Source organism: Bradyrhizobium sp. AZCC 1577 (assembly GCF_036924575.1).
In the GTDB taxonomy this organism is placed as follows: Bacteria; Pseudomonadota; Alphaproteobacteria; order Rhizobiales; family Xanthobacteraceae; genus Bradyrhizobium.
Genome location: NZ_JAZHRQ010000001.1, coordinates 577,659 through 598,961, shown reverse-complemented (window position 1 = coordinate 598,961; position 21,303 = coordinate 577,659). Strand labels below are relative to the sequence as shown.

Below are 21,303 nucleotides of genomic sequence, written 5' to 3'. Positions count from 1 at the left end.
ATATTCACTTTTCCGTCTGGACCAGGCCGCGGACGAACAGCCGCTGCATGAATATGACCACCGCGACCGGCGGCAGCATGGCGAGGACCGCAGTCGCCATTGCGAGCTGCCATTCGGCCAGCTCGTCGGTCGCCACCAACATCTTCTTGATGCCAATCACGATGGTCTGCATCGAATCCTGCGTGGTGATCAAAAGCGGCCAGAGATATTGATTCCAGCCATAGATGAACTGGATGACGAACAGCGCCGCCATGGTCGTCACCGACAGCGGCAAGAGCGTATCCCAAAAGAAGCGGAAGGGGCCGGCGCCGTCGATCCGCGAGGCTTCCAGGAGTTCATCCGGCACCGTCATGAAGAACTGGCGGAACAGCAGCGTGCCGGTGGCGGATGCAATCAGCGGCAGGATCAGGCCGGCATAGGTGTCGAGCAGGCGCAAATCGGCGACTACCTTGTAGGTCGGGTAGATGCGCACTTCGACCGGGAGCATCAGCGTGATGAAGATGATCCAGAACGCGGTCTTGCGGAAGGGGAAGCGGAAATAGACCACCGCATAGGCCGACAGGATCGAGATGAAAATCTTGCCCACCGCAATGCCGATCGCCGAGACGAAGGAATTGATCAGCATGTTGGCCACCGGCTCGCGGCTGGTGCGCGAACCGCCGACGAAGATGGCGCGGTAGTAATTTTCCAGCGTGCGGCTGCCGGGCGACGCCGGCATGTGGCCACCGACTACGGTCGCCGCGTCATGGGTCGAGGCGACCAGCGCGAGATAAACCGGGAAAGCGACGATGAACACGCCAAGCGTCAGGATGGCGTAGGCGATGAAATCGGTGAGCGGGCGGTGCTCGACCATCAGTACTGCACCTTGCGTTCGACATAGCGGAACTGGATCGCGGTCAGCGCGATCACGATGACCATCAGCACGACCGACTGCGCCGCCGAGCCGCCGAGGTCGCCGCCGAGACGGCCGTCGGCGTAGACCTTGTAGACCATGGTGGTGGTGGCGCCGGCGGGTCCGCCGCCGGTGACAGCGTCGATGATGCCGAACGTGTCGAAGAAGACGTAGACGACGTTGACCACCAGCAGGAAGAACGTCGTCGGCGACAGCAGCGGGAAGATGATGGTCCAGAAGCGGCGCACCGGCCGGGCGCCGTCGATGGCGCTGGCCTCGATCACGCTTTTCGGGATCGATTGCAGGCCGGCCAGGAAGAACAGGAAATTGTAGGAGATCTGCTTCCAGACGGACGCCATCACCACCAGCATCATGGCGTGGTTCTCGTTAAGCAGCGGATTCCAGTCGAGACCCATGCCGCGCAGTGGGCGCGCCAGCATGCCGAGCGAAGGCTGGAACATAAAGAACCAGAGCACGCCGGCCACCGCAGGCGCCACCGCATAGGGCCAGATCATCAGCGTCTTGTAGGCGGGCGCGGCCTTCAGATTCTTGTCGGCCTGGGTTGCGAACAACAGCGCGATCGAGAGCGAAAGCGCCGCAACCAGCGTCGAGAAGATCACCGTCGTCAGCATCGACCGGTAATATTCCGGCTGAGCGAACAGGGCCTGATAATTTTCCAGCCCCACGAATTCGGAGACCAGGCCGAACGCGTCCTCGCGCAGGAAGGACTGCCAGATCGCCTGGCTTGCCGGCCAGTAGAAGAAGACAACCGTGATGACGAGCTGCGGCAGCAGCAGCAGATAAGGCAACAGGCGATTGTTGAAGACGGTGGACTTTTCCATTCAGGCGTCGCGGTCTTACCGGTGATGCAAGCGCTCCCTCCCGCATTGCAGGAGGGAGCGCCGGTAGTCTGGTTCAGCTTCGCCTACTTTGCAGTCTTCTCGAAAGTGCGCAACATCGCATTGCCCCGGGAGACGGCGGCATCGAGGGCTTCCTTCGCGGATTTCTTGCCGGCCAGCGCCGCCTCGATCTCCTCAGACCAGAGGTCGCGCATCTGCACCATGTTGCCGAAGCGCAGGCCGCGCGAGTTCTCGGTCGGCTCCTTGTTGGTGAGTTCCTTCAAGGGAGTCTGCAGGGTCGGGTTCTTCTCATAGAAGCCGTCCTTGATCGACTTCTCGTAGGCCGCCTTGGTGATCGGCAGATAGCCGGACTCCTGATGCAGCTTGGCCTGGCGGTTGGTGTCCGACAGGAAGGTGAAGAACTTTGCGACGCCCTTATACTCTTCCGGCTTCTTGCCGCCCATCACCCAGAGCGACGCGCCGCCGATGATCGAGTTCTGCGGAGCGCCGGCGACATCAGGGTAATAGGGCATCGGCGCCGAGGTGAAGTCGAATTTTGCGGTGCCCTTCGCAGTGCCATAGTAGCCGGACGAGGTCAGGAAGATCGCGCACTCGCCGGAGCCGAAGCGGGCTTCGTTGGTGCTGAGGCGCCCACCATAGTCGTAGGTCTTGTCCTTCTGCAGGTCGACGAGGTTCTGCAGGTGCTTCACATGCAGCGGCGAGTTGAACTTCAGCTCAGTGTCGAAACCGTCGAGGCCGTTGGCCTTGGTGCCGATCGGCACATTGTGCCAGGCGGAGAACTGCTCGATATGCGCCCAGGGGGCCCAGGCGTTGGAGAAGCCGCAGGTATCGTGGCCGGCTGCTTTCAGCTTTTTGGCGGCGGCGAACACGTCGGGCCAGGTTTTCGGGATTTCCGTGACACCGGCCTTCTTCAATTCGTCCTTGTTGACCCACATCACCATCGAGGACGAGTTGAACGGGAACGACAGCATCTCGCCCTTGGAGGTCGAGTAGTAGCCGGTGATGGTCGGCAGGTACGCCTTGGGATCGAACGGCTCGCCGGCATCCTTCATGAGCTGGTAGACCGGCTTGATGGCGCCTTTGGCACTCATCATGGTGGCGGTGCCGACCTCGAACACCTGCATGATGTGGGGTGCGTTGCCGGCCCGGAACGCCGCGATGCCGGCGTTCATGGTGTCGGGATAGCTGCCCTTGTAGGACGGGATGATCTTGTAGTCGGACTGGCTGGCGTTGAATTCCTCGGCAAGCCTGTTGACGACATCGTTGTTGCCGCCGGTCATGGCGTGCCACCACTGGATCTCGGTCACAGCGTGGGCAGGTGTTGCGAACGCCAGCGCAGCAGTGACTGCCGCGGCTGGGCCAAATTGTCGAAATGCCATGTAATTCCTCCGGGTTGGGGTCGTCACCTTCGTTTCGCGCGATAACAGCGCCGGATGACGTGCAAATGACCCTATAAGCGAAAGGATGCTAGTGGGAAAGCGTGCGCGGAGGGAAGCCGGAAAATAGGCGAAGGCGCCAATGATACCTGTCGCCCCTGCGAACGTGTTTGGTCCTATAACCACAGCCGTCTGTGGTCGAAGCAGAGCGGCTACCATAGCGCCCAAAGCGAAGCCGCGGCGTATGGGCCCCTGCGTTCGCAGGGGCGACGAGGTTTAGCGCTTGCGTTCGGGGCCGCAGACCGCGCCCTTGGCGACCAGCGCCTCGATCTCGCCCTTCGAGTAGCCGAACTCGCCCAGCACCTCCGATGTGTGCTGGCTAAATTTCGGCGGCGTGCGGCGCAGGCTGGGCTTGGTCCGCTCCAGCCGGATCGGGGAGGCGACGCCCTTGTACCAGTCCTTTTCAATGATATCGCCACGATGCAGCGTATGCGGATTGGTCAGCGCCTGGTCGATCTTCTGCACCGGACCGGCCGGCAATCCCGCCGCCAGCAGCCGATTGCAGAGCGGTTCGGCCTCGTGCTGGCTGAACACGGCAGCGAGCTCGGCGCGCAGCGCCTCGCGGTTGGCGATCCGGTCCTTGTTGCGGGCAAAGCGCGGATCGGTGCCGAGTTCGGGCTTGCCGATTTCCTTGGCGAGCTTGCGGAAGGTGCCGTCATTGCCGACGCCGATGAAGATGTTGTCGGTCTTGGTCGGGAAGATCGCGTAAGGAACGAGGTTCGGGTGCTCGTTGCCGGTAAGCGACGGCGGCTTGCCATGCATGAAATAGTTCGCGGTGTGCGGATGCATGATCGCGAGGCCGGTTTCATACAGCGTGGTTTCGAGAAACTGGCCGAGCCCCGAACGCTGCCGCTCCGACAGCGCCATCAGGATGCCGATCGCCGCGTAAAGCCCGGTGGTGATGTCGACCAGGGGAACGCCGATCCGCATCGGGCCGCTTTCGGGCGAGCCGGTCGCCGCGATCATGCCGGTCATGGCCTGGATGATCGCGTCATAGCCGGGATTGCCGCCGCGCGGACCGTCGGCGCCGAAGCCGGAAATCCGGCAGTGCACCAGTCTTGGAAACTTCGCGCGCAAGACGTCGTTGCCGATGCCCCATTTGTCGAGCGTGCCCGGCTTGAAATTCTCGATCAGGACGTCGGCCGTCTCCAATAGCTTCATCAGCACCGCGCGCCCATCTTCGGACGCGAGGTCGATGCCGATCGAGCGCTTGTTGCGGTTGATGCCGACGAAATAGGCCGCATCCTCCTCGTGGAACGGAGGGCCCCAGTCGCGTACCTCGTCGCCGGCCGGCGGCTCGACCTTGATCACGTCGGCGCCGTGGTCGGCGAGGATTTGCGTGCAATAGGGGCCGCCAAGCACGCGCGTCAGATCGATCACGCGCAGGCCGGTCATTGCGCCGGGAGAACTCATGGAGAAGACCTTCGCTCAGGATGAGAATGGAGGCTTTGAGCTAGCGGTCTTCAGGCGCGGCGGCAATGGCGTCTCGCGCACAGGCGCATGACGCGGCCGCCGTAGCACGAGGTGAAAATTCCACGGGACGAACGGCCCGCCGATACCAGCGGCGGGCCATCGGGCAGCGCCGTCAGACGACGGTCAGGCGCACGTCGACATTGCCGCGCGTGGCGTTGGAATAGGGGCACACCTGGTGGGCCTTCGCGACCAGGGCCTCCGCATCCGCCTTGGGTACGCCAGGCAGCGAAACGGCGAGTTCGATATCGAGGCCGAAGCCGCCGGCCGAGCGCGGGCCGATGCCGACGGTGGAGGTCACCGAGGCGTCCGCCGGCACCTTCGGCCCGCCCTGCGAAGCCACGAATTTCATCGCGCCGATGAAGCAGGCGGCATAACCGGCCGCGAACAGTTGCTCAGGATTGTTGCCGGCGCCACCGCCGCCGCCGAGTTCTTTCGGGGTGGCGAGCTTGACGTCGAGTGCGCCGTCGAGGGTGGCGGCGTGGCCATCGCGGCCGCCGGTTGCCTTGGCGCTGGTCTTGTAGAGCACGTTCACGGACATGTCGGTCTCCTCTGGGTTGGCCGTTTCGGTGGACTATGTATTGCACACAATTAGATTTTGCACAATCTACATTATTGCAGAGGCCGCGATTTAATTGTATGCAATTGAAATCAAGCGCTTACGGCTCCGAATCGGGGCAGGGGCGCCGCCCGTTGACGAGGTTGTGATGGCCAGAAAACACGCGGCAGACCTGCCGCTGAAGCTCGACAATCAGCTCTGCTTTGCGGTGTATTCCACCGCGCACGCGTTCAACCGCGTCTACAAGCCGCTGCTCGACCGGCTCGGACTCACCTATCCGCAATATCTGGTCATGCTGGTGCTGTGGGAGCGCGATGGCGTACCGGTGAAAGACATCGGCGAGCGGCTGCATCTGGACTCCGGCACGCTCACGCCGCTGCTCAAGCGGCTGGAGGCGGCTGAGCTCATCAAGCGGACACGCAGCACCGAGGACGAGCGGCAGGTGCTGATCGCGCTGACGTCAAAAGGCGAGGCGCTGCGGGAGAAAGCGCGGGCTGTGCCGCAGGCGATCCTGGCGGCGTCGGCCTGCTCGGTCGGCGAACTCGTGGCGATGAAGAACGAGATCGTCGCGTTGCGCGACCGGTTGAATGCGGTGGTGGGGGAGTGAGGGACGGGCGGCTAGAGGCGCTTCTTGGCGAAGCGTGGTGGAGCCAGGCGGGATCGAACCGCCGACCTCTTGCATGCCATGCAAGCGCTCTCCCAGCTGAGCTATGGCCCCGTAAGAATCGCGCGCCTCAATTCGGCGTGCGGGCAATGACCCTGAACCACAGTTTAGGGCCGATCTCAAGTCTCTTCGTCACCTCCGACGTCGCCGATGATGTCGGTAACGTCCTCATCGCCCTCTTCCTCGTCAGGAATGAAGGTGGAATCGTCGTCGTCATCGTCCTCGATGGTCTCGTCGATCTCGATATCGTCTTCCGATTCGGGAACCACGGCCTTGACCTTGCCGGTGTTCTCCTCGGCATCGGCCTCCTCGAGCGAGACCAATTCTTCTGCCTCGGCGGCCTCCGGCATATCGGCAGCAGCGGTAGCCGACGCGGCGGCTGCCGCGCGCGCGGCATCGCCACGGGCGGCTCGCGGCGGCGCGATCGGGGCAATCGGGACGACCTCGCCGGTGTAGGGCGAAATCACCGGGCTCTTGTTCAGGTCATAGAACTTTTTACCCGTCGTCGGGCAAATACGCTTGGTTCCGAGATCGGCTTTGGCCACGTGTAGATCCTGGGAAATTCTGAAAAACGGTGCTTCACTTGGCTAGTTGAGGGGCCGGTGTCAATAGCGCTTTGAAGCTTTTGAAGGCGGCGTGACGCCGTGTGGTCCATGTGATACTGCCGCCCCCGCAGAGGACCACCATCTTGACCCATTCAACCACCCAGACCCCGCTGGAATCCCGCGCCAGCGGTCCCTTGGCCGGGAAAGTCCGCGTTCCCGGCGACAAGTCGATTTCGCACCGCGCACTCATCCTGGGGGCGCTTTCGGTCGGCGAAACCAGGATCTCCGGCCTGCTCGAGGGCGAGGATGTCCTCAACACCGCCAAATCGATGCAGGCGCTGGGCGCCCAGGTCGAGCGAACCGGGCCGTTTGCCTGGCAGGTCAGGGGCGTGGGCGTGGCAGGCTTCGCCCAGCCGGCCTCCCCGCTCGATTTCGGCAATTCCGGCACCGGGTGCCGGCTGGTGATGGGGGCTGTGGCCGGCTGTCCGATCACGGCCGTGTTCGACGGCGATGCCTCGCTGCGCTCCCGTCCGATGCGCCGGATCCTCGATCCCCTGGAACTGATGGGGGCGAAGGCCGGGGAGACCAAGGAAGGCGGCCGCCTGCCGCTGACGCTGCATGGCGCCCGCGATCCCGTGCCGATCCTGTATCGCACCCCGGTGGCCTCGGCTCAGATCAAGTCGGCGGTGCTGCTGGCGGGACTTGCCGCGCCTGGTGTCACGACCGTCATCGAGCAGGAAGCCAGCCGCGACCACACCGAACTGATGCTGAAACATTTCGGCGCGGATATCGTCTCGGTCAGGGAAGGCAGCCACGGCCGCAAGGTCGCGCTCACCGGCCAGCCCGAACTGCATGGCGCCGAGGTCGTGGTGCCTGCCGATCCATCCTCGGCGGCATTTCCAATCGTGGCGGCGCTGATCGTCGAGGGCTCCGACGTGACTTTCTTCGACGTCATGACCAACCCATTGCGCACCGGCCTGCTCACGACGCTGCGCGAGATGGGCGCCGCCATCGAGGAAAGCGAGGTTCGCGGCGACGCCGGCGAGCCGATGGCCCGCTTGCGCGTGCGCGCCTCAAAACTGCGCGGCGTCGCGGTGCCGCCGGAGCGCGCGCCCTCGATGATCGACGAATATCTGGTGCTCGCGGTCGCAGCCTCCTTTGCCGAAGGTACCACCATCATGCGCGGCCTGCAGGAACTGCGCGTCAAGGAGTCCGACCGACTGGAGGCGACCGCCGACATGCTGCGCGTCAACGGCGTCAGGGTCGAGATCGCGGGCGATGATTTGATCGTCGAGGGTCGCGGCCACGTGCCTGGCGGCGGTCTCGTCGCCACCCACATGGACCACCGGATCGCCATGTCGGCGCTGGTGATGGGGCTCGCAGCCGACAAGCCGGTCAAGGTCGACGACACCGCCTTCATCGCCACCAGCTTTCCGGATTTCATTCCGATGATGCGATCGCTGGGAGCTGAGTTTTCATGAGGCAGGCGCGATGAGTGCAGCCTTCGATCGCGATGCGCTCCTGGACGCTTTCGATCAGATCGGGCGTGCTGCGATCGAGGCCGGAACGAAGTTGCAGATCGCGGTGTATGGCGGGTCCGCGCTGATGCTGGCGAGCAATTTTCGGCTTGCGACCGAAGACGTGGATATTCGCGAACTTGGAACCGATTGGCCTGAATGGCTTTCGCAAGCCGTAACCGAAATCGCAGCCAAAAACGGTTGGTCGGCGACCTGGTTCAACGATGCGGTAACTTTTCATCTGAGCCCGCTGGCAAGCCATGACCGGGATCACCTCGCCTATGGTACCTTTCCAAGGCGTAGCGAGCATGTCGGTCTATCGGTGTTCATCCCGACCGCGCGCTATATGCTGGCGTTGAAGCTGAAATCGCTGCGCATTTCAGACTTCGACAAAGGCGCGCAAGACATGTCGGACGCCGCTCATCTCTTGAAGGTCCTCGGGCTGACGGATGTTGAACAGGCGATAGGTGTGTTGGCCGAATTTTTCCCGAGGAGTGCTGCAGATGCAGACAAGCAGCGCTTCGTGCTAAAACGTCTGCTCGCTGGAGATACTGCTATCGATGCGCCCCAATACCCTCGCACAGACGGCTGATCGAATCATGGCAGGGGAAACGCGCGACAAGGCGTTGTCGGAATTTCTTGACGAATTCTATCTCGCCGGAACGACCGCGCAGAGAGTAGCCATGCTCCGCGATGAGCCTAGGCCGACGGGTGACGCCCATCTCGAGGGATTGCTGGGGGCGGTCGCGGAATATCTCGCTCATCAGCATGGTCTGCCAACCGTCCCTGCGTGGGCTTTTTCGCCGAACAGGTATCTCGACCATGCGTGGCATGCGTCACCGTTTGCTGATGACGGTATGCGCGAATACCTGACCTTCAGCAGCCCGGCCGAGTTTGCTTCGCGCAACATTTTCACCGAAGAACGGCCGCTGCGACGGGCGCGCGGCCCTCATCCATCCAGGCCATAGGCAAACATGATCATCGCCATCGACGGACCGGCGGCATCCGGCAAGGGCACGCTCGGCAAACGCCTCGCTCATCATTACGGCTATCGCCACCTTGATACCGGCGTGATCTATCGCGCGGTGGCGAAGGCGTTGCTGGACGAGGGGTTCGATCTGACGGACGAGGCGCGGGCGGTCGCTGTCGCGATGGAGCTTGATCCCGAGAAGTTCGGACATCCAGAGCTGAAGACGCAACGGATTGGGGACGCCGCCTCAGTGGTGTCGGCGATCCCCAGCGTGCGCGAGGCGCTGGTCAATTTTCAGCGCCAGTTCGCGGCCGGTCCGCCGGGCGCCGTGCTTGACGGGCGCGACATCGGAACCGTGATCTGCCCGAATGCCGACGTAAAGATTTTCGTAGTCGCCGATCCGCAGGTGCGGGCTCGCCGCCGGACGCTCGAAGCCCGCGCGCGGGGCGAGGAGGCCGATGAGGCGCTGGTGCTGGCCGATATCCTCAAGCGCGACGAGCGGGACCGCAATCGCACTGCCGCCCCGCTCAAGGCGGCCGACGACGCCCATGTCCTGGATAATTCCAATCTCGACATCGAGGCCGGCGTTCGCGCCGCGATTGCCATCGTCGAGGCCGTCCGCGCCCAGCGGAAATAGCCAGGATTTGACCCGTCGCGGCGGCCCGAACCGCCTGCAAATCGGGCATTTCCGGCTTGCCGAAAATGGCCCGTGGGGCTATATCCACGCCCATCCGGGCCGCCATCGATGAGATCAGGGCTGTCCGAGCGGGCCGGCCGGAGGTTTGAACCTCCCGCCGTCATTGGAGGAAAGCCTGCTCCAGGTTCTTGAAGTCGATATGCTCGTTTCAGGCTCCGGATTTCTGACGCTACGCGCACTCTTCCGCTGAACCGGTACCCGCTTTTGCGGAATGCGCGACATCAAACGTATCGAACGTGCAGGCATGCTGCCGGCCCGCTTTTGCGCCCTCCGCAAATGCGGTCGTCAGGGTTTGCGGACCCCTGACACTTCACGCGCGATGCGCCCTTTAACCCGAACGGTCGGCAATATCCCGCATTGGAGAACAAATGGCTTCGACTACTGCTGCTTCTTATAATCCGACCCGCGACGATTTCGCTGCGATGCTGGACGAGTCCTTTGCCGGCGGCAATCTGCAGGAAAGCTCCGTCATCAAGGGCAAGGTGGTTGCAATTGAAAAGGACATGGCCGTCATCGATGTCGGCCTGAAGACCGAGGGCCGCGTGGCGTTGCGCGAATTCGCCGGCCCCGGCCGCGAAAGCGATCTCAAGGTCGGCGACGAGGTCGAGGTGTTCCTCGACCGGATCGAGAATGCGCTCGGCGAAGCCGTGCTGTCGCGCGACAAGGCGCGCCGCGAGGAAAGCTGGGGCAAGCTCGAGAAGGCCTTCAACAACAACGAGAAGGTTCACGGCGTCATCTTCAACCAGGTCAAGGGCGGCTTCACCGTCGACCTCGACGGCGCTGTCGCCTTCCTGCCGCGCTCGCAGGTCGATATCCGCCCGATCCGCGACGTCGCTCCCCTGATGAACAACTCGCAGCCGTTCCAGATCCTCAAGATGGATCGTCGCCGCGGCAACATCGTGGTGTCGCGCCGCACGGTTCTCGAAGAGACCCGCGCCGAGCAGCGCCAGGAGCTGGTGCAGAACCTCGAAGAGGGTCAGGTGATCGACGGCGTGGTCAAGAACATCACCGATTACGGTGCGTTCGTTGATCTCGGCGGCATCGACGGCCTGCTCCACGTCACCGATATCGCCTGGCGCCGGGTCAATCACCCGACGGAAGTGCTGACCATCGGCCAGACCGTGAAGGTCAAGATCATCAAGATCAACCACGAGACCCACCGCATTTCGCTCGGCATGAAGCAGTTGCTGGACGATCCGTGGCAGGGCATCGAGGCGAAGTACCCGCTGAACGCGCGCTTCACCGGCCGCGTCACCAACATCACCGACTACGGCGCTTTCGTCGAACTGGAGCCGGGCATCGAAGGCCTGATCCATGTCTCGGAAATGTCGTGGACCAAAAAGAACATGCACCCCGGCAAGATCGTTTCGACCTCGCAGGAAGTCGAAGTGCAGGTGCTCGAAGTCGATTCGGTCAAGCGCCGCATCTCGCTCGGCCTCAAGCAGACCATGCGCAACCCCTGGGAAGTCTTCGTCGAGAAGTTCCCGGTCGGTTCGGTGGTCGAGGGCGAGGTCAAGAACAAGACCGAGTTCGGTCTGTTCCTCGGCCTCGACGGCGACGTCGACGGCATGGTCCATCTGTCCGACCTCGACTGGAAGCTGCCGGGCGAGCAGGTCATCGACAATTTCAAGAAGGGCGACATGGTCAAGGCCGTGGTGCTCGACGTCGATGTCGAGAAGGAACGCATCTCGCTTGGCGTCAAGCAGCTCGAAGGCGACCCCTTCGCAGAACCCGGCGACGTCAAGAAGGGCGCGGTCGTGACCTGCGAAGTGCTCGAGGTGAAGGAAGCCGGCATCGAGGTGAAGATCTCGGGCACCGACTTCACCACCTTTATCAAGCGCTCCGAACTGGCCCGTGACCGCAACGATCAGCGCGCCGAACGCTTCGCCGTCGGCGAGAAGGTCGATGCCCGCGTGATCCAGTTCGACAAGAAGGCCCGCAAGGTGCAGGTCTCGATCAAGGCGCTGGAAGTTGCCGAAGAAAAGGAAGCCATCGCGCAATACGGCTCCTCCGATTCGGGCGCGACGCTCGGCGATATTCTCGGCACTGCGCTCAAGAACCGCGAGAAGTAAGCGTTCGCTTATTGCCTGCGACATCAGGCCCCGGTTTCGACCGGGGCCTTTTTTCTATCCGTGGTCCCGGACAAAGCCAACGGGTCGCGCGAATGCGCGCCCGATGACAGGCTCCGCGCGATCCGGGACCCACAGGTGGATTGTATTGGGCGCGCTGGAGCCCCATCGAATGCGACAATCAGCGCCTGTGGCTATGGGTCCCCGCGTGCGCGGGGACGACGAGGGAGCCTTGCTTTCTTCATATTGCATCGCAATTGATGTATTCAGGTAACGCTTCGCTCACGCTGCGACTGCAAAACGGGCTGATGCTTTCAGGAGAATTTCGATGTCGCTCGATTCGGACGTGATCGTCGATCGCCGCAGGATCCGCCGGAAGCTCACGTTCTGGCGCATCATGGCTGGCCTGGTGACCATCGCGGCGATCGTCGCCGCCGGTGCAATCGCGACAACGAGCGGGCCGGCTGCCCTGACCCCATCGGGGTCGATCGCGCGTGTCAATATCGAAGGGCTGATCCGCAGCGACCAGCAGCGCGTCGAGGCGCTGGAGCGGCTGGAGAAATCGAGCCATGCTGCGGTTATCGTGCACATCAATTCGCCGGGCGGCACCACGGCCGGCTCCGAGCAGCTCTACGACTCGCTGGTGCGCCTGAAGGCCAAGAAACCGCTCGTCGTGGTGGTGGAGGGGCTGGCCGCGTCGGGTGGTTACATCTCGGCGATGGCCGCCGATCATATCGTCGCCCGGCAGAGCTCGCTGGTCGGATCGATCGGCGTGCTGTTTCAATATCCGAATTTCACCGAGCTGATGAAGACCGTGGGCGTCAAGGTCGAGGAGGTGAAATCCTCGCCGTTAAAGGCCGCGCCCAATGGTTTCGAGCCGACCAGTCCTGAAGCGCGCGCTGCGCTCGACGCGCTGGTGAAGGATTCCTATGCCTGGTTCCGCGGCCTGGTGAGGGAGCGGCGCGGCATGGACGAGGCACTACTCGACAAAGTCGCGGACGGACGGGTCTTCACCGGCCGCCAGGCGGTCGAACTGAAACTGGTCGATCAGCTCGGCGATGAAAAAGCAGCCGTTGCATGGCTGGTCGCCGAGAAGAAGATCAAGAAAGATCTGCCGGTGCGCGATTACAAGCTGAATCCACAGCTTGGCGACCTGACGTTTCTGCGAACGGCGGCTTCCATCGCGTTCGAGGCGCTCGGTTTGAGTTCCATTGCACGCCAGATTGAACAGGCCGGCGTCGCCCAGGCGGTCGATCAGCTCGCGCTCGACGGCATGCTGGCATTGTGGCGCCCCGCAGCCTCCAACTGAGCCGCAGCGGCTGCCCTTCGTGACGTTCTCCCGCATTGCGGGTGTTGCCACAAACCCCTTCCGGGCCGTTTGTCACACCATTTCGCGCTGCCCAAAAGTGAATTAGCGTCTTGACAGTGCAAGGCATTTTCACGGAAATGGAAGTCCGCACGATCCCGGACCCCAACTTCGATGATCAAATCCGAACTTGTTCAGCGCATCGCCGAGCACAACCCGCACCTCTATCAGCGGGATGTGGAGAACATTGTGAACGCGATCCTCGATGAGATCGTCGCTGCCTTGGCGCGCGGCGACCGTGTCGAGCTGCGCGGCTTCGGCGCCTTCTCGGTCAAGCATCGCCCGGCGCGGGCGGGGCGCAATCCGCGCACCGGTGCCCATGTGCCGGTCGACCAGAAGAGCGTCCCGTTCTTCAAGACGGGCAAGGAAATGCGCGAGCGGCTGAACCGCGACAACGGCTCGCCCGAGGCCGGCGCGTAACCAATTTTTGCGATCTGTAGCCGTGTTGCGGGCCTCGTGCCCGCCTTTCTCCATCACTGCGAGAAATGGTCATGCGAAAGTTCTTCACGGCGCTGGTCGTCATTCCCTTAGGGCTGATCTTCATCATTTTCGCCGTCGCCAACCGCCATTTCGTGACGGTATCGTTCGACCCCTTCAATTCGACCGATCCGGCAATCGCGGTGAGCTTGCCGCTGTTTGCCGTGATCATCACGGTGGCCATTTTGGGGGTGGCGGCGGGCGGCATAGCGACATGGTTCCGCCAACGGCACTGGCGCCGTGCGGCGCGCCAGCATGAGGCGGATGCCCGCCGGGCAAGGGCGGAGGCGGCCGACTTACGAGCCGCGGCGGCAGTTTCGCGGGGCCATCAGCAGCGGCTTCCGGCACCGTCCCAGTATGGCTTCTACGGGGCCGCCGGGCGAGACAAGCAGGGCGCGACGTTGTAGAACCCGCCCCGTCAGCCCCTGTTCCAGCCGGTTACGGGGCGAAATATGCGCCCGAGAGACCATGTCCCTGCTCGTCAAAATTTGCGGCCTGTCCACGCGTGAGACGCTCGAGGTAGCGCTTGAGGCGGGTGCCGACATGGTGGGATTCGTGTTCTTCTCCCCGTCGCCGCGTCATCTCAGCCTCGAGACGGCGCGCGAACTCGGCCGGCAGGCCAAGGGCCGCGCGGCCAAGGTGGCATTGACCGTCGATGCCGACGACGCGACGATCGAAAATATCGCCGAGACGCTTCAGCCGGAGCTGCTGCAACTGCACGGCAAGGAAAGCATCGCGCGGGTGCGCGACATCAAACAAAAATTCGGACTGCCGGTCATGAAGGTGATCGCCGTTGAGACCTCGGCCGATCTCGCCGCGCTGCCGGGCTACGCGAGCGTTGCCGATCGCATCCTGTTCGATGCTCGCGCTCCCAAGGGCGCCACCCGTCCTGGCGGGTTGGGGACCGTGTTCGACTGGCACGTTTTGGAAAAGCTCGATCTCCAATTGCCCTTCATGGTCTCCGGCGGGCTCAGCGCCGACAATGTCGCGGACGCCATTCGCGTTACCCGCGCCGGCGGCGTCGATGTATCCTCGGGCGTGGAAAGTGCGCCCGGTGTCAAGGATCCCGAACTGATCCGCCATTTCATTCGCGCCGCGCGCGCCACCGAAGAATTGATGGTCCGATGAATCAACGCCTGCCCAACTCATTCCGCACCGGTCCCGACGAGCGCGGGCATTTTGGCAATTTCGGCGGCCGTTTCGTCGCGGAAACGCTGATGCCGCTGATCCTCGACCTGGAAAAGGCCTATGCGGCAGCCAAGGCCGATCCGTCGTTCCAGGCCGAGATGAACGGCTATCTCAAGGATTACGTTGGTCGGCCATCACCGCTCTATTTCGCCGAGCGGCTCACCGAGCATCTGGGCGGCGCCAAGATTTACCTGAAGCGCGAAGAGCTGAACCATACCGGCTCGCACAAGGTGAACAACGTGCTCGGCCAGATCATGGTCGCGCGCCGCATGGGCAAGAAGCGCATCATCGCCGAGACCGGCGCCGGCCAGCACGGCGTCGCCACCGCGACGCTGTGCGCGCGCTTTGGTCTCGAATGCGTAGTTTATATGGGCGCGGTGGACGTCGCCCGTCAGGCGCCGAACGTGTTCCGCATGGAGATGTTGGGCGCCAAGGTCGTGCCGGTGCAGTCGGGCACGCGCACGCTGAAGGACGCGATGAACGAGGCGCTACGCGACTGGGTCACCAACGTGCACAACACTTTCTATTGCATCGGCACGGTGGCGGGGCCGCATCCCTATCCGATGATGGTGCGCGACTTCCAGTCGGTGATCGGCGAGGAAACGCGCAAGCAAATGCAGGAGGCCGAAGGCCGGTTGCCGGATTCGCTGGTCGCCTGCATCGGCGGTGGCTCCAACGCCATGGGCCTGTTTCATCCGTTCCTCGACGACCCCTCCGTCGAAATTTTCGGCGTCGAAGCGGCCGGTCATGGACTGACGCAACTGCATGCCGCCTCGATTGCCGGCGGCCGGCCCGGCGTTCTCCATGGCAACCGCACCTATCTCTTGATGGACGATGACGGCCAGATCCAGGATGCGCATTCGATCTCGGCGGGCCTCGACTATCCCGGCATCGGCCCGGAGCATTCCTGGCTGCACGAGACCGGCCGCGTCACTTACCTTTCCGCGACCGACGACGAAGCGCTCGCCGCCTTCATGCTGCTGTCGCGACTGGAAGGCATCCCACCCGCGCTGGAGTCTGCGCACGCGATCGCCAAGCTCACGGAGCTCGCCCCGAAGCGGCCGAAGGACCATCTGATGGTGGTCAATCTTTCCGGCCGTGGCGACAAGGACATTCCGCAGATCACGGAGATCTTGAAAGGCAGGAAGCAGTGACCACCCGCATCGACGCACGCTTTGCCGAACTCGCAAAAGAAGGCCGCTCGGCGTTTGTCACCTTCCTGATGGCCGGCGATCCCGATCCCTTAACTTCGCTCGACATCATCAAGGCGCTGCCCAAGGCGGGCGCCGATATCATCGAGATCGGCATGCCCTTTACCGATCCGATGGCGGACGGGCCGTCGATCCAGGCCGCGGGCCTGCGCGCGCTCAAGGGCGGCATGACCCTGCGGAAGACGCTCGAGATGGTGCGCGGCTTCCGCAAGGAGGACGACACCACGCCGCTGGTGCTGATGGGCTATTACAATCCGATCTATATTTATGGGGTCGACAAGTTCCTCGCCGACGCCAAGACCGCCGGCGTCGATGGCCTCATCATCGTCGACTTGCCGCCGGAGGAGGACGATGAGCTCTGCATTCCCGCGCTGCAGGCCGGGCTCAACTTCATCCGGCTGGCGACACCTACGACCGATGATAAACGCCTGCCCGCCGTGCTCGCGAATACTTCCGGCTTTGTCTACTACGTCTCGATCACTGGCATCACCGGCGCTGCGGCGGCCGATTCGAAGGTGGTCGGCGATGCGGTGGCCCGTATCAAGCGCCACACCAAGCTTCCGGTGTGCGTCGGCTTCGGCATCCGCACCCCGCGGGCGGCGCGCGCGATTGCCGAGAAGGCCAATGGCGCCGTGGTCGGCACCGCCCTGGTCGATGCGTTGCGCGACAGCCTTGATACCCAGGGGCAGGCAACCACCAAGACCGTGGCCGCGGTGGCCGATCTCGTGGCGTCGCTGGCGCAGGGCGTCCGGGGCGCGAAGCAGGCTGCGGAATAAGCCACAATTTACGTGGAAATAGGCGTGGCATGATCCGGAAAAGTGGAGACCGGTTTTCCGAAAAGATCATGCCCAAACTAGTAGGTGGCGGCTTGCCGGGTTCAAGCCGGGCCGCCATATATTCCAGTCAATGCGTTCAACCGCATTCGGAGCGAACCATGAATTGGCTCACCAATGTCGTACGGCCGAAAATCCGCAGCATCCTGCGCCGCGAGACGCCGGAGAACCTGTGGATCAAGTGCCCGGATTCCGGGCAGCTCGTGTTTTACAAGGACGTCGAGGCCAACCAGTTCGTCATTCCCGGCTCGAACTACCACATGCGCATGGGCGCGGTGGCGCGGCTGAAGTCGATCTTCGACAACGAGACCTGGTACGACATCGCGCTGCCTGAAGTGACAGCCGATCCGCTGAAGTTCCGCGATGAACGCAAATACGCCGACCGCATCAAGGACGCCCGCGCCAAGACCGGGCTGAACGACGCCATCAAGGTCGGCTACGGCAAGCTCGAAGGCGCCGGCGTCGTCATCGCGGTGCAGGATTTCGATTTCATGGGCGGCTCGCTCGGCATGGCCGCAGGCGAGGCGATCGTGCGCGGGCTCGAACTGGCGGTGGAAAAGAAGTCGCCGTTCATCGTGTTCGCGGCTTCCGGCGGTGCACGCATGCAGGAAGGCATCCTGTCGCTGATGCAGATGCCGCGCACCACCGTCGGCGTACAGATGCTGCGGGAAGCGAAGCTGCCCTACATCGTGGTGCTGACCAATCCGACCACCGGCGGCGTGACCGCATCCTACGCCATGCTGGGCGACGTGCAGATCGCCGAACCCGGCGCGCTGATCGGTTTTGCCGGCGCGCGCGTGATCGAGCAGACCATCCGTGAAAAATTGCCGGAAGGGTTCCAGCGCGCCGAATATCTGCTCGACCACGGCATGATCGACATGGTCGTGCATCGCCACGAGATGCGTTCGACGCTGGCGCGGCTGTGTCGGCTCCTGACCAAATCGCCGCCGCTTGACGTCGCCTCAAAGCCTTTGCCGCAGGTCATAGACCCGGCCCAGATCGTCTCGGCCCCGGAAGCGGTGCCGGCTGCGCCCCACGCGTGAGCCTGCCTACCGCCAGATCCCAGCCGCTCGGTGAGTTGATCGCGCGGCTGTCTGCCTTGCATCCGAAGCGCATCGATCTCAACCTTGATCGGATGCACCGCGTGCTGGCGCGGCTCGATCATCCGGAGCGGTCGTTGCCGTCGGTGATCCATGTCGCCGGCACCAATGGCAAGGGCTCCACCATCGCTTATCTGCGCGCGATCCTGGAGGCTGCAGGCCTGCGCGTGCACGTCTACACCTCGCCCTATCTGGTCAGGATCAACGAATGCTTCCGCCTGGGCGAGAAGGGCGGCGGCCGGCTGGCTGATGATGCTGAACTGCGCCGGGTGCTGGAGTATTGCGAGCAGGTCAACGCGGGCGATCCGATCACGATTTTCGAGATGGAGACCGTGGCGGCGTTCTGCCTGTTCGCGGAGCATGACGCCGATGTCGTGCTGCTGGAAACCGGGCTCGGCGGAAGACTCGACGCCACCAACGTCATCGACCGGCCGATCGCGACCGTGATCGCGCCAGTCAGTATGGACCATACGGAATTTCTCGGTAACACGCTGACCGCGATCGCCGGCGAGAAGGCCGCCATCATCAAGCGCGGTGCACCGGTGATCTGCGCCGAGCAGGCGCCGGAGGCGATGGCGGTGATCGAGGCGCAGGCCGACCGCATGCGCGCGCCGTTGCATGCTGCCGGGCAGCAATGGCATGTCGGCGTCGAGCGCGGGCGGCTGGTCTATCAGGACGAGCGCGGCCTGATGGATCTTGCGGCGCCAAAGCTGTTCGGGCGGCATCAATTCGACAATGCCGGCCTTGCCATCGCCACGCTGCGTGCGATCGAGGCGTTCAGGATCGGAATGGCGGCGTTCGAGACCGGCATCGTAGGCGCAGAATGGCCGGCGCGGATGCAGCGGCTGGTCTCGGGCGCACTGGTCGATCAGGGGCCGAAGGGCTGCGAGATCTGGCTCGATGGCGGACACAATGCGGAAGGCGGCCGCGTCGCTGCGGCCGCGCTAGGCGATCTCGAAGAGCGGGTGTCGCGGCCCCTGGTGGTGATCGCGGGCATGATGGCGAACAAGGATGCCGGCGCGTTTCTCGCCAATTTCGCAGGACTGACGCGGCACATCGTGGCGGTGCCGATTCCCGGGCGCGACAATGCGATGCCGCCGGACCGGCTGGCGGATGCGGCGCGCGCGCTCGGCATGCGCGTGGAAAATGCTGCAAGCGTCGAAACGGCGCTGCACGCGCTCTCGCGTCTCGCCTACGAAGTGCCGCCGCGGATTCTGGTCGCCGGCTCGCTCTATCTCGTCGGCCATGTGCTTGCCATCAACGGCACGCCGCCGGCATAGTATTCCCAAAATTAAATGACCGCTGGAATCGCTTCCAGCGGCCGCCCGGGAAAAAATATCGATTGCTTAATGAAACTAGCCAGCCCCGGTCTTTGCCAAGACTAGCCAAGACGCCTGAGAGCTGCGAGTCGGAACCTTCGTTCCGCAATAGGAAGTAAGGATAATGTTGCAGGGTGGCTTCACCCAAATGAGGTAGATGGCGCAGCATCGTTCTTGCAGGGCCGCACGACAATCATCAAAGCTGGAAGCCCCATGCGTTTTGCCGCCATTGCCGACGTGCACGGAAATTATCTCGCGCTGGAAGCCGTGCTGGCCGACATCCGCGCGCTGGGCATTGGCGAAATCGTCAATCTCGGCGACATGGCGAGCGGACCGCTCGACGCGCGACGCACCATGGATGCGCTGATGGCGCTCGACGCCGTTCACGTACTAGGCAATCATGATCGCTATCTGATCGACCGGCCGCCGGAGAAGATGGGATCATGGGACCGGCCGGCGCACGCGCAACTCGAAGAGCGCCATCTCGATTGGCTGCGCGCGGTGCCGAAGACGGCCGTGTTTCGCGATCGGGTCTTCCTCTGCCATGCAACGCCCGAGCATGACGAGGTCTACTGGCTGGAAACGGTGTTGCCCGACGGCACAGTGCGAATGTCATCGCTGGATGAAATCGAGGAGCGCGCGCGGGGCGTCACGCAGTCCCTGATCCTCTGCGCGCACACCCATCTTGCCCGCGCGGTCAGGCTTCGCGATGGCCGATTGATCGTCAACCCCGGCAGCGTCGGCTCGCCCGGCTATCGCGACGTGCATCCCTTTCCGCATGTCGTCGAAGCCGGCACGCCGGATGCGCGTTATGCGATCCTCGAACTTGCTGACGGTGCCTGGCGCGTCGCGTTCCGGCATGTGCCATATGATCACGAGACGATGGCCGCGCTCGCGCAACGGAACGGTCAGGCCGGGCTCGCCAGCGCGCTAGCGACAGGATGGATCAGATAGCTCCAAAACCGGCACCGGTGCAGCCGATGCATGACTACGACGCGGAATACCGCCGCCTGAAGATAGCCGGTCACCGGGGGTGGTCAGGAAGTGCGCAAGAGCGGAATCTTGCGCGCATGACCGATACCCTCGATCGGCTCGAGCGGGAATTCCTGCCCTCGCCGCCGGCGAGAATTCTCGAGCTAGGCTGCGGCAACGGCATGTCGTGGTCACTGCTGATGGCCGGAAAGGGCTACGAGGTGCACGGCGTCGACATTTCGGAAACGGCGATCGTCTGGGCAAAAGAGCAATTCGCCGAACGCGGGCTTTCCGGCGCTTTCCGGGAAGGCAATGTTTGCGAGATGCCGTTCATTCCCGACGCGTCGTTCGATGTCGTGATGGACGGCAGTTGCCTGCATTGTCTGATCGGATGCGATCGAACCCGGTGCCTTCAGGAAGTTCATCGAATTCTTCGACCCGATGGCGTCTTCGTCGTCAGCACCATGTGCGGCTTGCCGAAATCCGACGAGGCCAAGGCGCGCTTCGACGCGGCAAACTTTCAGCAATTGCAGAACGGCCGTCCGTACCGAACGCTGAAGCCGCTGACGGATATTGAACGCGAACTGATGGACGCGGGCTTCGAGGTGCGGGACAGCAGAGTGAGCGTCAATTCCTGGTGGGATCATGTCACGGTGGTTTGCCGCGTCGGAGACGGTCAAAATTCATCCAGGTAATTACCCGCTGCCGGCTTATGTTCTCGCAACGCAAACGGCCGGCTATTCGCCGGCCGTCCTCGGAAAAGTTATTAAGGGGTCGATCAAACCGCCGCAGTGATCCACTGCTGCAGCTTCGCCTTCGGCGCGGCGCCGACCTGGCGGGAGGCCATCTCGCCGCCCTTGAAGATCATCAGGGTCGGGATTGACATCACGCCGTATTTGGAGGCCGTCTTCGGGCTCTCGTCGACGTTCAGCTTCACGATCTTGACCTTGTCGCCCATGGCGCCGGAAATCTCGTCGAGCGCGGGCGCGATCATGCGGCAGGGGCCGCACCATTCGGCCCAGAAATCGACGACCACCGGCCCGGTCGCCTTGAGCACTTCGGCTTCGAAATCGGCGTCAGAAACCTTGCCAACGGCCATCGGAATTACCTCGTTCGGTTAGAAATTAAGGGGCGCGGTCAAGAATCGCGCCCGGGGAT

General features: G+C 63.2%; 23 protein-coding genes and 1 tRNA gene. 16 read left to right on the top strand and 8 right to left on the bottom strand.

The features are described 5' to 3' along the window. Window positions 1–4: 4 nt before the first annotated feature. The 5 genes from ugpE to V1278_RS02745 form a co-directional block, all read right to left on the bottom strand. On the bottom strand, window positions 5–853 hold the full coding sequence (gene ugpE, locus V1278_RS02765) for a sn-glycerol-3-phosphate ABC transporter permease UgpE (RefSeq protein WP_334365866.1): 849 nt from the start codon (window positions 851–853) through the stop codon (window positions 5–7). Further along, on the bottom strand, window positions 853–1,734 hold the full coding sequence (gene ugpA, locus V1278_RS02760) for a sn-glycerol-3-phosphate ABC transporter permease UgpA (RefSeq protein WP_065746392.1): 882 nt from the start codon (window positions 1,732–1,734) through the stop codon (window positions 853–855). The genes ugpE and ugpA overlap by 1 nt, the downstream gene beginning before the upstream one ends. Before the next feature lie 83 nt (window positions 1,735–1,817). Beyond that, on the bottom strand, window positions 1,818–3,131 hold the full coding sequence (ugpB, locus tag V1278_RS02755; RefSeq protein ID WP_334379632.1) for a sn-glycerol-3-phosphate ABC transporter substrate-binding protein UgpB: 1,314 nt from the start codon (window positions 3,129–3,131) through the stop codon (window positions 1,818–1,820). Between the two features lie 273 nt (window positions 3,132–3,404). Further along, window positions 3,405–4,601 (bottom strand): CaiB/BaiF CoA transferase family protein, encoded by a 1,197-nt coding sequence (locus V1278_RS02750; RefSeq protein WP_334379631.1) that lies wholly within the window; start codon window positions 4,599–4,601, stop codon window positions 3,405–3,407. A 172-nt stretch (window positions 4,602–4,773) separates the two neighbouring features. Further along, complete coding sequence (locus V1278_RS02745; protein WP_065746395.1) at window positions 4,774–5,199, bottom strand: organic hydroperoxide resistance protein; 426 nt, start codon at window positions 5,197–5,199, stop codon at window positions 4,774–4,776. 166 nt (window positions 5,200–5,365) lie between these two features. Here V1278_RS02745 and V1278_RS02740 point away from each other — a divergent pair, with 166 nt between their 5' ends. Further along, window positions 5,366–5,824, top strand: a complete 459-nt coding sequence (locus V1278_RS02740; protein ID WP_334365869.1) for a MarR family winged helix-turn-helix transcriptional regulator — start codon at window positions 5,366–5,368, stop codon at window positions 5,822–5,824. A 35-nt stretch (window positions 5,825–5,859) separates the two neighbouring features. Here the strand turns inward: V1278_RS02740 and V1278_RS02735 are convergent. After that, window positions 5,860–5,935, bottom strand: a tRNA-Ala gene (locus tag V1278_RS02735). Window positions 5,936–6,000: 65 nt separating this feature from the next. Then, a complete protein-coding gene (locus V1278_RS02730; RefSeq protein WP_028347902.1) occupies window positions 6,001–6,426 on the bottom strand; it encodes a TIGR02300 family protein in 426 nt (141 codons plus the stop codon). A 143-nt stretch (window positions 6,427–6,569) separates the two neighbouring features. Between V1278_RS02730 and aroA the strand changes: the two genes are divergently transcribed. The 15 genes from aroA to V1278_RS02655 all read left to right on the top strand — a co-directional run bounded on the left by aroA (window position 6,570) and on the right by V1278_RS02655 (window position 20,840). Next, the gene (gene aroA / locus V1278_RS02725; protein WP_334379630.1) at window positions 6,570–7,907 is read left to right on the top strand and encodes a 3-phosphoshikimate 1-carboxyvinyltransferase; all 1,338 of its coding nucleotides are present in this window, start codon (window positions 6,570–6,572) and stop codon (window positions 7,905–7,907) included. 91 nt (window positions 7,908–7,998) lie between these two features. Then, complete coding sequence (locus V1278_RS02720) at window positions 7,999–8,535, top strand: hypothetical protein (RefSeq protein WP_334365873.1); 537 nt, start codon at window positions 7,999–8,001, stop codon at window positions 8,533–8,535. Between the two features lie 7 nt (window positions 8,536–8,542). Beyond that, window positions 8,543–8,911, top strand: coding sequence for a hypothetical protein (locus V1278_RS02715; RefSeq protein ID WP_334365875.1), 369 nt, complete (start codon window positions 8,543–8,545; stop codon window positions 8,909–8,911). A 6-nt stretch (window positions 8,912–8,917) separates the two neighbouring features. Further along, entirely contained in the window at window positions 8,918–9,550 is a 633-nt protein-coding gene (gene cmk / locus V1278_RS02710) for a (d)CMP kinase (protein WP_334379628.1), read from the top strand. Window positions 9,551–9,978: 428 nt separating this feature from the next. Next, on the top strand, window positions 9,979–11,682 hold the full coding sequence (gene rpsA / locus V1278_RS02705; RefSeq protein ID WP_028347899.1) for a 30S ribosomal protein S1: 1,704 nt from the start codon (window positions 9,979–9,981) through the stop codon (window positions 11,680–11,682). Window positions 11,683–12,007: 325 nt separating this feature from the next. Further along, a complete protein-coding gene (gene sppA, locus V1278_RS02700) occupies window positions 12,008–12,988 on the top strand; it encodes a signal peptide peptidase SppA (RefSeq protein WP_334379627.1) in 981 nt (326 codons plus the stop codon). Between the two features lie 171 nt (window positions 12,989–13,159). After that, on the top strand, window positions 13,160–13,465 hold the full coding sequence (locus tag V1278_RS02695) for an integration host factor subunit beta (protein ID WP_057844774.1): 306 nt from the start codon (window positions 13,160–13,162) through the stop codon (window positions 13,463–13,465). 71 nt (window positions 13,466–13,536) lie between these two features. After that, window positions 13,537–13,929, top strand: a complete 393-nt coding sequence (locus V1278_RS02690; protein WP_334379626.1) for a LapA family protein — start codon at window positions 13,537–13,539, stop codon at window positions 13,927–13,929. Window positions 13,930–13,990: 61 nt separating this feature from the next. Continuing rightward, complete coding sequence (locus V1278_RS02685; RefSeq protein ID WP_334379625.1) at window positions 13,991–14,650, top strand: phosphoribosylanthranilate isomerase; 660 nt, start codon at window positions 13,991–13,993, stop codon at window positions 14,648–14,650. After that, window positions 14,647–15,864 (top strand): tryptophan synthase subunit beta, encoded by a 1,218-nt coding sequence (gene trpB / locus V1278_RS02680; protein ID WP_334379624.1) that lies wholly within the window; start codon window positions 14,647–14,649, stop codon window positions 15,862–15,864. The genes V1278_RS02685 and trpB overlap by 4 nt, the downstream gene beginning before the upstream one ends. Next, complete coding sequence (gene trpA, locus V1278_RS02675) at window positions 15,861–16,697, top strand: tryptophan synthase subunit alpha (protein ID WP_334379623.1); 837 nt, start codon at window positions 15,861–15,863, stop codon at window positions 16,695–16,697. Before trpB ends, trpA begins: the two co-directional genes overlap by 4 nt. A gap of 158 nt (window positions 16,698–16,855) precedes the next feature. Beyond that, a complete protein-coding gene (accD, locus tag V1278_RS02670) occupies window positions 16,856–17,797 on the top strand; it encodes an acetyl-CoA carboxylase, carboxyltransferase subunit beta (RefSeq protein ID WP_334379622.1) in 942 nt (313 codons plus the stop codon). Further along, window positions 17,794–19,134, top strand: coding sequence for a bifunctional folylpolyglutamate synthase/dihydrofolate synthase (locus V1278_RS02665; RefSeq protein ID WP_334379620.1), 1,341 nt, complete (start codon window positions 17,794–17,796; stop codon window positions 19,132–19,134). Before accD ends, V1278_RS02665 begins: the two co-directional genes overlap by 4 nt. A gap of 252 nt (window positions 19,135–19,386) precedes the next feature. Then, window positions 19,387–20,127, top strand: coding sequence for a metallophosphoesterase family protein (locus tag V1278_RS02660; protein ID WP_334379619.1), 741 nt, complete (start codon window positions 19,387–19,389; stop codon window positions 20,125–20,127). 116 nt (window positions 20,128–20,243) lie between these two features. Continuing rightward, window positions 20,244–20,840 (top strand): class I SAM-dependent methyltransferase, encoded by a 597-nt coding sequence (locus tag V1278_RS02655; protein WP_334379618.1) that lies wholly within the window; start codon window positions 20,244–20,246, stop codon window positions 20,838–20,840. Window positions 20,841–20,923: 83 nt separating this feature from the next. On the opposite strand, the gene trxA is transcribed toward V1278_RS02655, so the two are convergent. Beyond that, a complete protein-coding gene (trxA, locus tag V1278_RS02650; RefSeq protein WP_016847387.1) occupies window positions 20,924–21,244 on the bottom strand; it encodes a thioredoxin in 321 nt (106 codons plus the stop codon). Between the last annotated feature and the right edge of the window lie 59 nt (window positions 21,245–21,303).

What these genes read in the sequence shown, in the direction of transcription:
- ugpE (WP_334365866.1), bottom strand. Translation starts at nt 853, where the DNA reads ATGGTCGAGCACCGCCCGCTCACCGATTTCATCGCCTACGCCATCCTG.
- ugpA (WP_065746392.1), bottom strand. Translation starts at nt 1,734, where the DNA reads ATGGAAAAGTCCACCGTCTTCAACAATCGCCTGTTGCCTTATCTGCTG.
- ugpB (WP_334379632.1), bottom strand. Translation starts at nt 3,131, where the DNA reads ATGGCATTTCGACAATTTGGCCCAGCCGCGGCAGTCACTGCTGCGCTG.
- V1278_RS02750 (WP_334379631.1), bottom strand. Translation starts at nt 4,601, where the DNA reads ATGAGTTCTCCCGGCGCAATGACCGGCCTGCGCGTGATCGATCTGACG.
- V1278_RS02745 (WP_065746395.1), bottom strand. Translation starts at nt 5,199, where the DNA reads ATGTCCGTGAACGTGCTCTACAAGACCAGCGCCAAGGCAACCGGCGGC.
- V1278_RS02740 (WP_334365869.1), top strand. Translation starts at nt 5,366, where the DNA reads ATGGCCAGAAAACACGCGGCAGACCTGCCGCTGAAGCTCGACAATCAG.
- V1278_RS02715 (WP_334365875.1), top strand. Translation starts at nt 8,543, where the DNA reads ATGGCAGGGGAAACGCGCGACAAGGCGTTGTCGGAATTTCTTGACGAA.
- cmk (WP_334379628.1), top strand. Translation starts at nt 8,918, where the DNA reads ATGATCATCGCCATCGACGGACCGGCGGCATCCGGCAAGGGCACGCTC.
- rpsA (WP_028347899.1), top strand. Translation starts at nt 9,979, where the DNA reads ATGGCTTCGACTACTGCTGCTTCTTATAATCCGACCCGCGACGATTTC.
- sppA (WP_334379627.1), top strand. Translation starts at nt 12,008, where the DNA reads ATGTCGCTCGATTCGGACGTGATCGTCGATCGCCGCAGGATCCGCCGG.
- V1278_RS02695 (WP_057844774.1), top strand. Translation starts at nt 13,160, where the DNA reads ATGATCAAATCCGAACTTGTTCAGCGCATCGCCGAGCACAACCCGCAC.
- V1278_RS02690 (WP_334379626.1), top strand. Translation starts at nt 13,537, where the DNA reads ATGCGAAAGTTCTTCACGGCGCTGGTCGTCATTCCCTTAGGGCTGATC.
- V1278_RS02685 (WP_334379625.1), top strand. Translation starts at nt 13,991, where the DNA reads ATGTCCCTGCTCGTCAAAATTTGCGGCCTGTCCACGCGTGAGACGCTC.
- trpB (WP_334379624.1), top strand. Translation starts at nt 14,647, where the DNA reads ATGAATCAACGCCTGCCCAACTCATTCCGCACCGGTCCCGACGAGCGC.
- accD (WP_334379622.1), top strand. Translation starts at nt 16,856, where the DNA reads ATGAATTGGCTCACCAATGTCGTACGGCCGAAAATCCGCAGCATCCTG.
- V1278_RS02660 (WP_334379619.1), top strand. Translation starts at nt 19,387, where the DNA reads ATGCGTTTTGCCGCCATTGCCGACGTGCACGGAAATTATCTCGCGCTG.
- V1278_RS02655 (WP_334379618.1), top strand. Translation starts at nt 20,244, where the DNA reads ATGACCGATACCCTCGATCGGCTCGAGCGGGAATTCCTGCCCTCGCCG.
- trxA (WP_016847387.1), bottom strand. Translation starts at nt 21,244, where the DNA reads ATGGCCGTTGGCAAGGTTTCTGACGCCGATTTCGAAGCCGAAGTGCTC.